Here is a 15,099-nt window from a genome sequence, read left to right on the forward strand (position 1 = left end):
GAATGACATATAGTAAAAAGGGAACTTTTCTTAAGAGAACGACAGTGGGTACAGCTTCCCTACTGTTAGCAGGTACTTTTTTGTTTGGTGGAGGAGCTGTTCATGCCAATCAGGCAAACAATGGCTCACTGGCACGTGGAGATGATTATCCTTATTATTATAAAAATGGAAGTCAAGAAATCGATAAATGGCGTCTATACTCCAGACAGTGTACCTCTTTCGCTGCCTTTCGTTTAAGTAGTGTTAATGGATTTGAACTACCAGCTGCTTATGGGCATGCGAAGGAATGGGGATACCGTGCTCAAAAAGAAGGATATCGTGTAGATCAGAGACCAGCGATTGGAGCTATTGCTTGGAGTACGAGGGGAACACATGGCCACGTAGCTTGGGTTTCTAACGTGATTGGAGACATGGTTGAAATCGAGGAGTACAATTACGATTATACAGAAACGTATTATCGTAGGATAGTAAAAGCAAGTTCTATGACTGGTTTCATTCATTTTAAAGATGTGGGGAATGCTAGTGTAGGGGATCATCAATCTGTACTATCTTCTAGTGGAACTCATTACTTTACAGAAAAAGTAGCTATTATGAATCAGCCATCATTGACATCTACTATTATTGATTACTACGAACCTGGAATGAGTGTTCATTATGATCAAACTCTTGAAAAGGATGGCTATAGATGGATTAGTTATATTTCAAGAAGTGGGAACAGACGTTATATCCCCTTAATTAAAACGGTAACCTCGAAGAATGGATGGGAAAAACAGGGAACAGTCTGGTACTACTATGAAAATGGCAAAGTCGCACTTGGATGGAAAAAGATAAACGGCAGTTGGTACTATTTCCAAACTAATGGTTCAATGAGAACAGGTTGGCTAAAAGACGGTTCCAAGTGGTACTACTTGAAATCATCTGGAGAAATGCAGACAGGATGGTTGAAGGATAAGGGCATTTGGTATTATCTCGAAAGCTCGGGTGCTATGAAAGCTAGTCAGTGGTTCCAGGTTTCAGGGAAATATTATTACGTGAACGCATCTGGAGAATTGGCAGTAGATACGACTATCGATGGTTTCCAAGTTGATAGCAATGGTGCGCGAGTTGAAAAAAATCCCAATAAGCCTTGACCGATAATCTAACTCTTAGCAATGGTATTTTTCCCTGCTTTCCTTTATAATGGGTGTATGGACAAGAAAAAATTATTATTGATTGATGGATCTTCAGTTGCTTTCCGGGCATTTTTTGCACTTTACCAGCAACTGGATCGTTTTAAAAATGACAATGGACTACATACCAATGCAATCTACGGATTTCATCTGATGCTAAATCACCTACTGGAGCGTGTCCAACCGAGTCATATTTTGGTTGCTTTTGATGCGGGGAAAACGACTTTCCGTACAGAGATGTATGCAGATTATAAGGGTGGTCGTGCGAAGACTCCAGATGAGTTTCGTGAGCAATTTCCCTTCATTCGTGAGTTGCTAGACCATCTTGGGATTCGCCATTATGAGTTGACTCAGTATGAGGCGGATGATATCATTGGAACTCTTGGTCGCTTGGCTGAAAAGGAATCTTTTGATGTAACAATCGTTAGCGGGGACAAGGACTTGATTCAGCTGACGGATGAACGTACGGTGGTCGAGATTTCCAAGAAAGGTGTGGCTGAGTTTGAGGCCTTTACACCAGAATACCTCATGGAAAAGATGGGACTCACACCAGCTCAGTTTATAGACCTCAAGGCCCTGATGGGGGATAAGTCTGATAATATCCCTGGGGTGACCAAGATTGGTGAAAAGACTGGGATCAAGCTCTTGTTAGAATATGGCTCGCTGGAAGGTATTTATGAAAATATCGATGGCATGAAGGCTTCCAAGATGAAGGAAAATCTTGTCAATGACAAGGAACAAGCCTTTCTGTCTAAAACACTAGCGACCATCGACACGAAAGCGCCAATTGAGATAGGTCTAGATGATTTGGTCTATAGTGGACCAAATGTGGAAAACCTTGGGAAGTTCTACGATGAGATGGGCTTTAAGCAGCTCAAACAAGCCTTGAATGCTTCTCAGGCGAATCAAGCTGAGACTTTGAATTTCACCATGGTGGACAAAGTGACTGAAGATATGCTGAGTGCCGACTCTATCTTCCACTTTGAACTTTTTGGTGAAAACTACCATACAGATGAATTGATTGGTTTTGCTTGGTCATGCGGAGACAAACTCTATGCTACAGATAAGCTGGAACTTCTGCAGGATTCGATTCTTAAGGAATTTCTAGAAAAAACACCTCTGAAAGTATATGACTGTAAGAAAGCTAAAGTTCTCTTAAATCGCTTTGGTTTGGACTTGCAGGCTCCTGCTTTTGACAGTCGCTTGGCCAAATACCTTCTCTCTACTGTAGAGAATAATGAAATTTCAACCATTGCTAGTCTTTATGGTCAAACTTACCTAGTCGATGATGAAACCTTCTATGGTAAGGGTGTCAAGAAAGCTATCCCTGAGAGAGAAACCTTCTTGGAGCACTTGGCTCGTAAGGTTGCTGTATTAGTTGAGACAGAGCCTGTTTTACTTGAAAAATTAAGTGAAAACGGACAATTGGACCTCCTCTATGATATGGAGCAACCTCTGGCTTTTGTCCTTGCTAAGATGGAAATCGCTGGAATCAAGGTCAAAAAAGAAACCTTGCTTGAGATGCAAGCTGAAAATGAGCTTGTCATTGAAAAGCTAACTCAAGAGATTTATGAATTGGCTGGTGAGGAGTTTAACATCAACTCGCCTAAGCAGTTGGGCGAACTACTTTTTGAAAAGCTAGGTCTCCCTATAGAATACACCAAGAAAACCAAGACAGGTTATTCAACAGCAGTGGATGTGTTAGAGCGCCTAGCTCCTATTGCCCCAATCGTCAAGAAAATTTTAGATTATCGTCAAATTGCTAAGATTCAATCGACTTATGTGATTGGTTTACAGGATTGGATTTTAGCGGATGGCAAGATTCACACGCGCTATGTGCAGGATTTGACTCAGACAGGGCGTCTGTCTAGTGTGGATCCAAACTTGCAAAATATTCCTGTTCGCTTGGAACAAGGCCGCCTCATTCGTAAGGCTTTCGTGCCAGAGTGGGAGGATAGTGTCCTTCTCAGCTCGGACTATTCACAGATTGAGTTGCGAGTTTTGGCACATATCTCTAAAGATGAGCACTTAATCAAGGCCTTCCAAGAAGGAGCTGATATCCATACCTCGACAGCCATGCGTGTCTTTGGAATTGAACGTCCTGAGGATGTGACTCCAAACGACCGTCGCAATGCCAAGGCTGTCAACTTTGGAGTGGTTTACGGAATTTCAGACTTTGGTTTATCCAATAACCTAGGTATCAGCCGTAAAGAGGCTAAGGCATACATCGACACTTACTTTGAACGCTTCCCAGGTATTAAAAACTACATGGATGAAGTGGTTCGTGAGGCGCGTGATAAGGGTTATGTGGAGACTCTCTTCAAACGTCGTCGTGAGTTACCAGATATCAATTCGCGTAACTTTAACATTCGTGGTTTTGCAGAGCGTACAGCTATCAACTCACCTATTCAAGGATCGGCTGCAGATATTCTCAAAATTGCCATGATTCAGCTAGATAAAGCCTTGGTAGCAGGTCGTTATCAAACTAAGATGCTGTTACAAGTACACGATGAAATTGTTCTTGAAGTGCCTAAGTCAGAATTGGCATCTATTAAAAAACTTGTCAAACAAACCATGGAAGAAGCCATTCAACTCAGTGTGCCCCTGATTGCTGATGAAAATGAAGGCGTGACTTGGTATGAGGCTAAGTAGAGATAGCCTATCAGACAAAAAAGAAATCCCCTTGAACATTATGGTTCAAAGGGGATTTTTCTTTCAGGAAAAGACAAAAGTGATACTATCTAGCTAATAGTAGGATTTATTTGATTTGTTTCTTTTGTTCTTTTTTTGCAAGGATTGGTAGAATAACACCTAAACCAATCAGAATAATTGGGGTCAAGATGTTTGTAAGAAGAGAGAATTGCCAAGCAGTTGGATTCTCAGCATAGCTAATTTTTGGAACCATACCTAGGATACAAGCAAAGGCAGTGAAGAGGAAGCACCAAGTACCGATTACAAAGCCAAGCTTAGGATTGTTCACAAACTTGTATTCGGCATTTTTGTATGTTTTCCAAGCGCGATTAAGCATCATGTAGGCAAGGAATACCCAGAGATAACGCATTGGCATTACGATAGAATTGAGGTTGGTCATCCATTTTACAAGTCCATCAATTTCTTGGATACCAAAAATTGGAAGGATGATGATAAGGCTAACGAGGACACCTGTAAGGAGGTAACCGTTAATGAGGACACCTTTTTCAGTACGTTTACGAAGCCAGCTTGGGATGTAGTTTTCGTCAGCATTATTGAGTAGGATTTGTAATGGTGCGTCAATAGAAAAGGCAAGCGCAGCAATTTGTCCGACCATATTTGTAAGAGCGTAAATCACAACGAAAAGATTTCCAACTCCCCAAGAATTTCCTAACATTTGGAAGGCTTGATAAGCACCATTACGCATGAGGTCTTCAGGGATGTTATTACCATCAAATAGCATTCCCATGGCAACTGAACCAAGGATAGCAGAGAGTCCTACCATGATGGCCATGACAATCATACCTTTTGGAAATTCTTTTGCAGGATTGCGAGTTTGATTCACATAAGGGGAAATTTTTTCACAACCACCAACGGCAAAGACCAGTAGTGAGATGGTTGTAAAATAAGAAAAATCAAAGTTTGGAATGTAGGTACTCAGTTGATCCATATGTGGTGTCGCAAACTGGATGTCTGGCTTAATGAAAGGCAGACCGACAGCCAAAAGCACAAAGAGTATAGACATAATCAACATGGCACTTCCTGCCAAGCTACCGATGACTTTCAGTGTTGTCAATCCTTTTGTAGAAAGATAGAGGAAAAGTCCAAAGATTAGCAAGCAGAGAATAACAATCCAGTGGATATCGATTTGTTTTAGAAATTGTCCGTTACCCTGCAAGGCCCATCCAAGCGGAATCAGGATTCCTTGAGGTTTTTGTGCGAGATAAGGGATGTGCACAACCCAGTAGGTCCAAGCGGCAAAGTAGGCGAGGCGTTTGGTTGATGTTTTTTCAACCCAGTCGCTAACACCGCTTCCGCTTTCCTTGAAGGTAGAACCTAGTTGTCCGACGATGAGTGAATATGGGATAAAGTAGAGTGCGAGGATTAAAACCCAAGATACGACTACTGAAATTCCCTGTTGAGAGTAGTTGTTGACGACGTTTCCTAGCCCCCAAACCATGTTGAAAGCAATCAGAGAAACCATCAGCCAATTAAGTTGGTGTTGATCTTTTTTCATAATGTCTCCTTTTCTGATAATTTCAGTATATCATGATTTTTTGAAAGCGCCTAACAAAATTTGAAATTTACTATAAAAAAAGTAAAAGCTAGCTAACAGATAGGCACTAGGATTGCTTAGTTGAAAAAACTTATCCACAACTTGTGGATAAGTTGACACCATCCTATCAAAAATATTTTTATAGCTATCGTTTGTAAAGGGGACAAGAAATTTAGGAATTATAAGAGAGGAGAACCTGGGGTAAAGCCTGATTGGACAAGGATTCTAACAGCATTTCTATTGTAAATCCTATGAACTTGGATTGGAAAGACATTTTGGAAAAACTTGAAAATCTTTTCCGAAAAAAAGTTGAAGGTTATTCACAGTCTGTGGATAACTTTATATGGATAAGAAGACCCCTTTGTCATGCACAAAGGGGTCAGGTTATTAATGCTTTGGCAACCAGCTGAGGGTAAAGTCAAGAGTCTTAGCATTGAGCAATTCCTGATGGCTGATGCTTTGTTTTTCTTTCCCGTCCAGTCGACAGTCTTGTACAAAGTGGAAGTGTTCATAATTTTGCTGAGTACGAACATCCAACCACTGATTTTTTTCTGTCAGATAGACACGAAGGTGATTAAAGAGAGGAATTCCAAGATCATAGCTTGCTTTCCCTGGGCAAGTCGGGTAAAGTCCGAGAGCAGACCATATATACCAAGCCGATAGACTACCATTATCCTCATCGCCTGGATAAGCATCCCAGCTAGCTCGGAAGGCTTTTTGACGGAGGGTCTTGATTAAGAGACTGGTATATTGGGGATAATTACTGTAGCGAAAGAGATAAGGGATGTGGAAGCTTGGTTGGTTGGAAATGGCTAGTTGACCAAATGGTGCTGTTGCCATTTCGCTCATCTCATGTATTTCATAACCATAGCCCGTCGTTTCAAAAAGTGGGAGGCTTTGACAAGCTTTCAAAAGATAGTTGCTAAAGGCTTTTTTTCCACCCATTAGTTGGCTAAGTCCAGAAATATCGTGTAAGACACCGAGACTGGCTTGAATAGCTGAACACTCAGCGTAGTCACGACCCCAACTATAGGGAGAAAAGTCAGGACGGAAGTTGCCATCTACATCACGCGCCCTCATGTAACCCGTCTCAGAGTCAAAGAGGTTTTGATAGTTTTTAGAATATTGAGCATAGGTTTGAGCTAGCTCTTCTTGACCTAATTTTTCTGCACAAGTAGAGATACAAAAATCGCTGTAGGCATAATCTAGCGTATGACTGACACTTTCGTGGTAGTCTGTGGATAAATAGCCCAGTTCTTGGTATTGGCTTAGGCCGTGTCGCCCGTTGATAGCTTTTGGATCTTCCTTAGTAGCAGTTTCAATCATGGCTTTGAGGAATTCTTCTTCAAACTCAGGTGCCATATTCTTGCAGGCACTATCTGCAAGAAGGCCATCAATCAAAGTCCCAGGCATCATCCCTCTTTCGTCAGGAGCCAGCCACTTAGGGAGATATCCAGTATCTCTATAGCTATTGAGGAAACCTTCAAGAAACTGACGATAGTGCTCTGGAATAATCAAGGCAAAGAGTGGGAATGAAGTGCGGAAGGTATCCCAAAAACCATTGTTGGTATAGAGTAGACCAGACTTGATCGTTCCTGAAGCAAGGTCTATATGAATAGTCTCGCCTTGCTCATTTACCTCATAGAAGGTTTGTGGGAAGAGAAAGAGTCTATAAAGACAGTGATCAAAAAATGTTCGGTCTACAGAGCCAGTTTCCACGACATCAAAACGGCCTAGAAGATCTTCCCAACTTGCTTTAGCCTCTGATTTCGTTTCTTTAAAGTCTTTTCTAGGCAGATTAAAGATGGCCTGTTCTTTAGAAATAAAAGAAGTAGCCAGTTGAACTAGAGCTTCTGCTCCAGCCAAGTCGATACGCCAGTCTTGCCCCACTTGATTGATAGATAAAATATCCGTAGAGAATGCGAGAGCAGTAAACATGACGAGGGGGCTTTTGTTGGTTTCGGTTAATCCGCTTTGACCAAGGTTGACAGTACGCTCATCTACTTGCTCTAATGATAAATCATCAGCTGCATGCAGATAGAGTGAGATCTTCTTGCCTTGTATCTGTCTTAGTTGAATAGAAGCCCCATAGCAAGTAGGTGTGAGTTGAGTTTCAATCTGGTAACGCTCAGAAAAAATTCTGAGATAATGGGGATTGAAAATAGCACGATCAAGGTTATAAGAAGACTGACGATGGAAGAGGGTGTCTCCACTGATTTCTCCTGTAACAGGAGTCAGTAGTAACCAAGAATAATCGCCAATCCAAGGACTAGGCTGGTGGGTTAGTCGAACACCCTGAAATATGGGAAGATGGGGATCAAAAAACCAAGACCCTTCCTGGTCACTAGTTTGCGGAACAAAGTAATTCATCCCAAAAGGCACTCCAGCGTAAGGTAGGGTATTTCCTCGAGAAAAGGCATGCTTGCTCGCGGTGCCAAAGCGGGTATCAATGATTTCAAGTATCGGTTCCATAGCGATTTCCTTCTGTAGTTTTCTACATTATATCAGAAAAAGGATACTTTTAGAAAATGACTTCTAAATATAACAATTTTGTAGAATAATGACTAACATTTGTGTATATATTTTCTGGACTAAAAGCTATATACTGAAAATGAAAATTTGTTTGAAAGAGGTAAAATAGTTTATGGTTTATTCTAAAGAAATCGTCAGAGAGTGGCTAGATGAGGTAGCGGAGAGTGCCAAGGAACATCCTGAATGGGTCGATGTTTTTGAGCGTTGCTATACAGACACTTTAGACAATACAGTTGAAATCTTAGAAGATGGCTCGACCTTTGTACTAACTGGGGATATCCCAGCTATGTGGCTTCGGGATTCAACTGCTCAGCTTAGACCATACCTTCATGTGGCAAAAAGAGACCCTCGTTTGCGCCAGACCATTGCTGGTTTGGTTAAACGCCAGATGACTTTGATTCTCAAGGATCCCTATGCCAACTCTTTCAATATTGAGGAGAACTGGAAGGGCCATCACGAGACAGACCATACAGACCTCAATGGCTGGATTTGGGAACGCAAGTATGAAGTAGATTCGCTTTGCTATCCCTTGCAATTGGCTTACCTTCTTTGGAAGGAAACTGGTGAGACTAGCCAGTTTGATGAGACTTTTGTTACAGCGACCAAGGAGATTCTTCATCTTTGGACGGTGGAGCAAGATCACAAGAACTCACCATACCGTTTCGTCCGTGATACCGATCGTAAGGAAGACACTTTGGTTAATGATGGTTTTGGACCTGATTTTGCCGTGACAGGGATGGCCTGGTCAGCCTTCCGTCCAAGCGATGACTGCTGTCAGTATAGCTACTTGATTCCATCCAATATGTTTGCAGTCGTTGTCTTAGGTTATGTCCAAGAAATCTTTGCTACATTGAGTCTAGCTGATAGTGAAAGCATCATTGCTGACGCTAAACGTCTGCAAGCTGAAATCCAAGAAGGGATCGAAAATTACGCCTACACGACTAACAGCAAGGGCGAGAAGATCTATGCCTTTGAAGTAGACGGTTTAGGAAATGCTAGCATCATGGACGACCCTAACGTACCAAGTTTGTTAGCTGCTCCATATCTTGGTTATTGTGATGTCAATGACGAAGTGTATCAAGCAACTCGTCGCACCATTCTCAGCCCTGAAAATCCATACTTCTACCAAGGAGAATACGCTAGCGGTCTCGGAAGCTCTCATACCTTCTATCGTTATATCTGGCCGATTGCCCTATCAATTCAAGGCTTAACAGCTACAGATAAAGCTGAGAAAAAATACTTGCTAGACCAACTAGTTGCCTGCGATGGCGGAACAGGTGTTATGCATGAAAGCTTCCACGTAGATGATCCGACTCTCTACTCTCGTGAATGGTTCTCATGGGCCAACATGATGTTCTGCGAATTGGTCTTGGATTACCTAGATATTCGCTAATACTCTTCGAAAATCAAATTCAAACCACGTCAGCTTCACCTTGCCGTATATATGTTACTGACTTCGTCAGTTCTATCTACAACCTCAAAGCAGTGCTTTGAGCAACCTGCGGCTAGCTTCCTAGTTTGCTCTTTGATTTTCATTGAGTATAAGGAGTACGTTTTCGCTCAACTGATTCTTGGAAAGAATCACAAATTTACATTTAAAACGTTAACAATAAAAATTTAAATTTAGAATGAGGTTTTACTTCATGGAAAATGTTGTTGTACATATCATCTCTCACAGTCACTGGGATCGTGAGTGGTATCTACCTTTTGAAAGTCACCGTATGCAATTGGTGGAACTTTTTGACAATCTTTTTGATCTTTTTGAAAATGATCCTGAGTTCAAGAGCTTCCACCTAGATGGACAAACCATTGTCCTCGATGACTATTTAGAAATTCGCCCTGAAAACCGTGACAAGGTGCAGCGTTATATCGACGAAGGCAAATTGAAGATTGGGCCTTTCTATATCTTGCAGGATGATTACTTGATTTCCAGTGAAGCTAACGTCCGCAATACCTTGATTGGACAAGCGGAATGTGCCAAATGGGGCAAATCTACTCAAATTGGTTATTTCCCAGATACTTTTGGAAATATGGGGCAGGCTCCTCAAATCCTTCAAAAATCAGGTATTCACGTAGCAGCCTTTGGTCGCGGTGTCAAGCCAATCGGATTTGACAATCAAGTCCTTGAAGATGAACAGTTTACCTCTCAATTTTCTGAGATGTACTGGCAAGGGGCTGATGGTAGCCGTGTGCTGGGTATTCTCTTTGCCAACTGGTACAGTAACGGGAACGAAATTCCAGTGGATAAAGATGAAGCTTTGGATTTCTGGAAACAAAAATTGGCAGACGTTCGTGACTATGCATCAACTAACCAATGGTTGATGATGAACGGTTGCGACCACCAACCAGTTCAACGGAACTTGAGCGAAGCCATTCGTGTGGCAAACGAACTCTTCCCTGACGTGACCTTTATTCATAGCTCATTTGACGAATATGTCCAAGCACTGGAAAGTGCCCTTCCTGAACAATTATCAACGGTCACAGGTGAGTTGACTAGCCAGGAAACGGATGGCTGGTACACCCTTGCCAATACCTCTTCTTCACGTGTTTATCTCAAACAAGCCTTCCAAGAAAATAGCAACTTGTTAGAGCAGGTCGTGGAACCATTAACCATTATCACTGGAGGCCACAACCACAAGGATCAATTGACCTATGCTTGGAAAGTACTTCTGCAAAATGCACCGCACGATAGTATCTGTGGTTGTAGTATTGACGAAGTTCACCGTGAAATGGAAACTCGTTTTGCAAAGGTTAATCAAGTCGGGAATTTTGTTAAGAGTAATCTTCTTAACGAGTGGAAACATAAAATAGCAACTCAGGAAGCGCAAAGCGACCACCTCTTTACCGTTGTCAACACAGCCTTACATGACAAGGTTGATACAGTTAGTGTTGTAGTGGATGTTGTGACTTGTGATTTTAAAGAATTGCATCCGACTGAAGGTTACAAGAAGATGGCAGCCGTGACCTTGCCAGATTACCATGTTGAAGATTTGGATGGCCATGTCCTTGAAGCCAAGATTGAAGACTTGGGAGCAAATTTTGGCTATACTTTGCCTAAGGATAAATTCCGCCAACCATATATTGCACGCCAAGTGCGCGTGACAATCCCAGTCCACCTTGCTCCGCTTTCTTGGGCAAGCTTCCAATTGGTCGAAGGTCAAGTAAATCACCGTGATGGTATTTACCAAAATGGAGTAATTGATACACCATTCGTAACAGTCAGTGTGGATGAAGGAATCACAGTCTATGACAAGACTACTAACGAAGCTTACGAAGATTTCATCCAATTCGAGGACCGTGGAGATATTGGTAACGAGTACATTTACTTCCAGCCGAAAGGAACTGAGCCAATTTATGCTCAACTGAAAGGTTATGGAGTCTTAGAAAACAATGCTCGCTATGCTAAAATCTTGCTCAAACATGACTTGACCATTCCAGTCAGTGCAGATGAAAAATTGGATGCTGAACAAAGAGGTATCATCGAGTTCATGAAACGAGATGCAGGTCGTTCAGAAGAGTTGACAACTATTCCTCTTGAAACTGAGATGACCGTCTTTGTGGACAATCCACAGATTCGCTTTAAAACTCGCTTTACCAACACAGCCAAGGATCACCGCATTCGTCTCTTGGTGAAAACTCATAACACTCGTCCAAGCAATGATTCTGAAAGCATCTATGAAGTTGTGACACGGCCAAATAAACCAGCAGCTTCTTGGGAAAATCCTGAAAATCCACAACACCAACAAGCCTTTGTAAGCTTGTATGATGACGTAAAAGGAGTAACCGTATCCAATAAAGGATTGCATGAATACGAAATCCTTGGAGACGACACCATGGCTGTAACCCTTCTTCGTGCTTCAGGCGAACTTGGTGACTGGGGTTACTTCCCAACGCCGGAAGCTCAGTGCTTGCGTGATATCGAAGTTGAATTTGCAGTAGAATGTCACCAAGCAGGGGAACGCTTCTCAGCTTTCCGTCGTGCCAAAGCCTTCCAGGTGTCATTTACAGCTCTTCAAGTTGCAAAACAAGAGGGTAGCGTTGCAGCAACGGGTAGCCTCTTTAACCATCCGGCTCTGAACTTGCCACAAGTATGCCCAACAGCCTTTAAGGTGGCTGAGAATGAAGAAGGTTATGTCCTTCGTTACTACAACATGAGTCAAGAAAATATCCGTGTGTCTGAAAAACAACAAACTATTCTTGACTTGTTGGAACGCCCATACCCAGTCCATTCAGGACTATTGGCACCACAGGAAATTCGTACAGAACTCATTCAAAAAGAAGAAATTTAATTTCAAAAAGTAAACATAAAAAGAAAGGAGGAGCGAAAAAGTAAGAACAAACTGCTGATTCGCTCCTTTTTGCAGGTGAAAGCAATGACCATTGCAACGATTGATATCGGAGGGACTGGCATTAAGTTTGCTAGTCTAACTCCTGATGGAAAGATTTTAGATAAAACCAGCACCCCAACTCCAGAAACTCTGGAAGATTTGCTAGCTTGGTTGGACCAACGCTTATCGGAACAAGACTACAGTGGAATCGCTATGAGTGTTCCAGGAGCGGTCAATCAAGAAACAGGTGTGATTGAGGGGATTAGTGCCATTCCTTATATCCATGGTTTTTCATGGTACCAGGCCCTTTCTCATCACCAGCTACCTATCCATCTAGAAAATGATGCCAACTGTGTTGGACTTAGTGAACTGCTAGCTCATCCTGAGATTGAAAATGCAGCCTGTGTTGTCATTGGCACAGGGATTGGCGGTGCTATGATTATCAATGGCAAAATTCACCGTGGTCGCCATGGCTTGGGTGGAGAGTTTGGTTACATGACAACTATCGAACCAGCAGAAAAACTCAATAACTGGTCACAACTAGCTTCTACAGGAAACATGGTTCGTTATGTCATTGAAAAATCAGGTCAGTCAGACTGGGATGGCCGTAAGGTTTACCAAGAGGCTGCAGCAGGTAATGCCCTTTGCCAAGAAGCCATTGAGCGTATGAATCGTAATCTAGCTCAAGGACTACTCAATATTCAGTACCTGATCGACCCAGATGTCATTAGCCTAGGTGGCTCTATCAGTCAGAACCCAGATTTTATCAAAGGGGTGCAAAAAGCGGTAGAGGTCTTTGTGGAAAGATATGAAGAATATACAATTGCGCCAGTAATCCAAGCTTGTACCTATCAGGCGGATGCCAATCTCTACGGTGCCCTTGTCAACTGGTTACAGGAGGAAAACCAATGGTAAATTTTACCGGAATTAGCAGTAAACAACAGCAAGCTATAGACTTACTTCAAAAGCATATTTCTCTACCAGATGTAGAAGTGGCAGTCGCTCAGTCTGACCAAGCTTCTATCTCTATCAAGGGTGAGGACGGAAGCTATCAATTGACTTATCGCAAACCTCACCAACTCTATCGCGCCTTGTCTGTGCTAGCAACAGCTTTGGTAGAAGGTGATAAGGTAGAGATTGAAGAACAAGCGGCTTATGAAGATTTAGCCTACATGGCTGACTGTTCGCGAAATGCGGTTCTAAATGTTGCATCAGCCAAGCAGATGATTGAAGTCTTGGCTCTGATGGGTTATTCAATCTTTGAGCTCTACATGGAAGACACCTATCAGATTGAAGGGCAACCTTATTTTGGCTATTTCCGCGGGGCTTATTCAGCTGAAGAATTACAGGAAATCGAAGCTTATGCCCAGCAGTTTGACATGACTTTTGTTCCTTGTATCCAGACCTTGGCTCACTTATCAGCCTTTGTCAAATGGGGTGTCAAAGAAGTTCAGCAACTTCGTGATGTAGAGGACATTCTCCTCATCGGTGAAGAAAAGGTTTATGATTTGATTGACGGGATGTTTGCCACTTTGTCTAAGCTACAAACACGCAAGGTCAATATCGGCATGGACGAAGCCCACTTGGTTGGTTTGGGACGCTATTTGATTCTCAATGGTGTTGTGGATCGTAGTCTCCTTATGTGCCAACACTTGGAGCGCGTGCTGGATATTGCAGACAAGTATGGTTTCCACTGCCAGATGTGGAGCGATATGTTCTTCAAACTCATGTCAGCAGATGGCCAGTACGACCGTGATGTCGAAATTCCAGAGGAAACACGCGTTTATCTTGACCGTCTAAAAGACCGTGTGACCTTGGTTTACTGGGATTATTATCAGGATAGCGAAGAAAAATACAACCGTAACTTCGGTAATCACCACAAGATTAGCCAGGATATTGCCTTTGCAGGTGGTGCTTGGAAGTGGATTGGTTTCACACCACACAACCATTTCAGTCGTCTCATCGCTGTCGAAGCAAACAAAGCCTGCCGTGCTAATCAGATCAAAGAAGTCATTGTGACTGGTTGGGGAGACAATGGTGGTGAAACAGCTCAGTTCTCTATTCTGCCAAGCTTGCAAATCTGGGCAGAACTCAGCTACCGCAATGATTTAGACCGTTTGTCAGCTCATTTCAAGACCAATACAGGTCTACCGGTTGAGGACTTCATGCAACTTGATCTTGCCAACCTCTTGCCAGATCTACCAGATAATCTCAGCGGGATCAACCCCAATCGCTATGTCTTTTATCAGGATGTTCTCTGTCCAATCCTTGATAAGCACATGACTCCTGAACAGGACAAGCCTCACTTTGCCCAGGCAGCGGAGACTCTTTCTGCTATTAAAGAAAAAGCAGGAAACTATGCTTATCTCTTTGAAACCCAGGCCCAGTTGAATGCTATTTTAAGTGGCAAGGTGGATGTGGGCCGACGCATTCGTCAAGCCTATCAAAAAGGTGATAAAGAGAGCTTGCAACAAATTGCTAGGGAAGAATTACCAAAATTAAGAAGCCAGATTGAAACCTTCCACAAGCTCTTTAGCCACCAATGGTTGAAAGAAAACAAGGTCTTTGGCTTGGATACAGTGGACATCCGTATGGGTGGCCTATTGCAACGAATCAAGCGAGCAGAAAGTCGCATTGAAAACTACCTAGCAGGCGAAATCTCTCGTATCGATGAGTTGGAAGTAGAGATTTTGCCATTCAACGATTTCTACGGAGATAAGGACTTCGCAGCCACAACGGCTAATCAATGGCATACCATTGCGACAGCTTCGACTATTTATACGACCTAGAAAAACTCTATTCAGAAAAGAAGTTTCCCGTGAAA

General features: G+C 42.5%; 8 protein-coding genes. 6 read left to right on the top strand and 2 right to left on the bottom strand.

Annotation, left to right across the window (positions count from 1 at the left end; translation table 11 throughout):
• The first annotated feature begins 2 nt into the window (after window positions 1–2).
• Together NML75_RS07015 and polA are read left to right on the top strand one after the other, a co-directional pair.
• Window positions 3–1,130 (top strand): SH3 domain-containing protein, encoded by a 1,128-nt coding sequence (locus NML75_RS07015; RefSeq protein WP_004250995.1) that lies wholly within the window; start codon window positions 3–5, stop codon window positions 1,128–1,130.
• A 57-nt stretch (window positions 1,131–1,187) separates the two neighbouring features.
• Window positions 1,188–3,821, top strand: coding sequence for a DNA polymerase I (polA, locus tag NML75_RS07020; RefSeq protein WP_004250997.1), 2,634 nt, complete (start codon window positions 1,188–1,190; stop codon window positions 3,819–3,821).
• Window positions 3,822–3,927: 106 nt separating this feature from the next.
• Here the strand turns inward: polA and NML75_RS07025 are convergent, their stop codons facing one another.
• The gene (locus tag NML75_RS07025; protein ID WP_004250998.1) at window positions 3,928–5,376 is read right to left on the bottom strand and encodes an APC family permease; all 1,449 of its coding nucleotides are present in this window, start codon (window positions 5,374–5,376) and stop codon (window positions 3,928–3,930) included.
• Between the two features lie 426 nt (window positions 5,377–5,802).
• Window positions 5,803–7,887 (bottom strand): GH92 family glycosyl hydrolase, encoded by a 2,085-nt coding sequence (locus NML75_RS07030; RefSeq protein WP_254804305.1) that lies wholly within the window; start codon window positions 7,885–7,887, stop codon window positions 5,803–5,805.
• A gap of 172 nt (window positions 7,888–8,059) precedes the next feature.
• On the opposite strand from NML75_RS07030, the gene NML75_RS07035 reads away from it, so the two are divergent.
• The 4 genes from NML75_RS07035 to NML75_RS07050 all read left to right on the top strand — a co-directional run bounded on the left by NML75_RS07035 (window position 8,060) and on the right by NML75_RS07050 (window position 15,064).
• A complete protein-coding gene (locus NML75_RS07035; protein ID WP_254804306.1) occupies window positions 8,060–9,340 on the top strand; it encodes a glycoside hydrolase family 125 protein in 1,281 nt (426 codons plus the stop codon).
• Between the two features lie 250 nt (window positions 9,341–9,590).
• Entirely contained in the window at window positions 9,591–12,236 is a 2,646-nt protein-coding gene (locus NML75_RS07040) for an alpha-mannosidase (protein WP_074324775.1), read from the top strand.
• Window positions 12,237–12,320: 84 nt separating this feature from the next.
• On the top strand, window positions 12,321–13,190 hold the full coding sequence (locus tag NML75_RS07045) for an ROK family protein (protein WP_004251012.1): 870 nt from the start codon (window positions 12,321–12,323) through the stop codon (window positions 13,188–13,190).
• Window positions 13,184–15,064 (top strand): beta-N-acetylhexosaminidase, encoded by a 1,881-nt coding sequence (locus NML75_RS07050; protein WP_004251013.1) that lies wholly within the window; start codon window positions 13,184–13,186, stop codon window positions 15,062–15,064. Before NML75_RS07045 ends, NML75_RS07050 begins: the two co-directional genes overlap by 7 nt.
• The last annotated feature ends 35 nt before the right edge of the window (window positions 15,065–15,099 follow it).

The organism is Streptococcus sp. CF4-3, from assembly GCF_024295385.1.
Taxonomy (GTDB): domain Bacteria; phylum Bacillota; class Bacilli; order Lactobacillales; family Streptococcaceae; genus Streptococcus; species Streptococcus infantis_I.

What these genes read in the sequence shown, in the direction of transcription:
- NML75_RS07015 (WP_004250995.1), top strand. Translation starts at nt 3, where the DNA reads ATGACATATAGTAAAAAGGGAACTTTTCTTAAGAGAACGACAGTGGGT.
- polA (WP_004250997.1), top strand. Translation starts at nt 1,188, where the DNA reads ATGGACAAGAAAAAATTATTATTGATTGATGGATCTTCAGTTGCTTTC.
- NML75_RS07025 (WP_004250998.1), bottom strand. Translation starts at nt 5,376, where the DNA reads ATGAAAAAAGATCAACACCAACTTAATTGGCTGATGGTTTCTCTGATT.
- NML75_RS07030 (WP_254804305.1), bottom strand. Translation starts at nt 7,887, where the DNA reads ATGGAACCGATACTTGAAATCATTGATACCCGCTTTGGCACCGCGAGC.
- NML75_RS07035 (WP_254804306.1), top strand. Translation starts at nt 8,060, where the DNA reads ATGGTTTATTCTAAAGAAATCGTCAGAGAGTGGCTAGATGAGGTAGCG.
- NML75_RS07040 (WP_074324775.1), top strand. Translation starts at nt 9,591, where the DNA reads ATGGAAAATGTTGTTGTACATATCATCTCTCACAGTCACTGGGATCGT.
- NML75_RS07045 (WP_004251012.1), top strand. Translation starts at nt 12,321, where the DNA reads ATGACCATTGCAACGATTGATATCGGAGGGACTGGCATTAAGTTTGCT.
- NML75_RS07050 (WP_004251013.1), top strand. Translation starts at nt 13,184, where the DNA reads ATGGTAAATTTTACCGGAATTAGCAGTAAACAACAGCAAGCTATAGAC.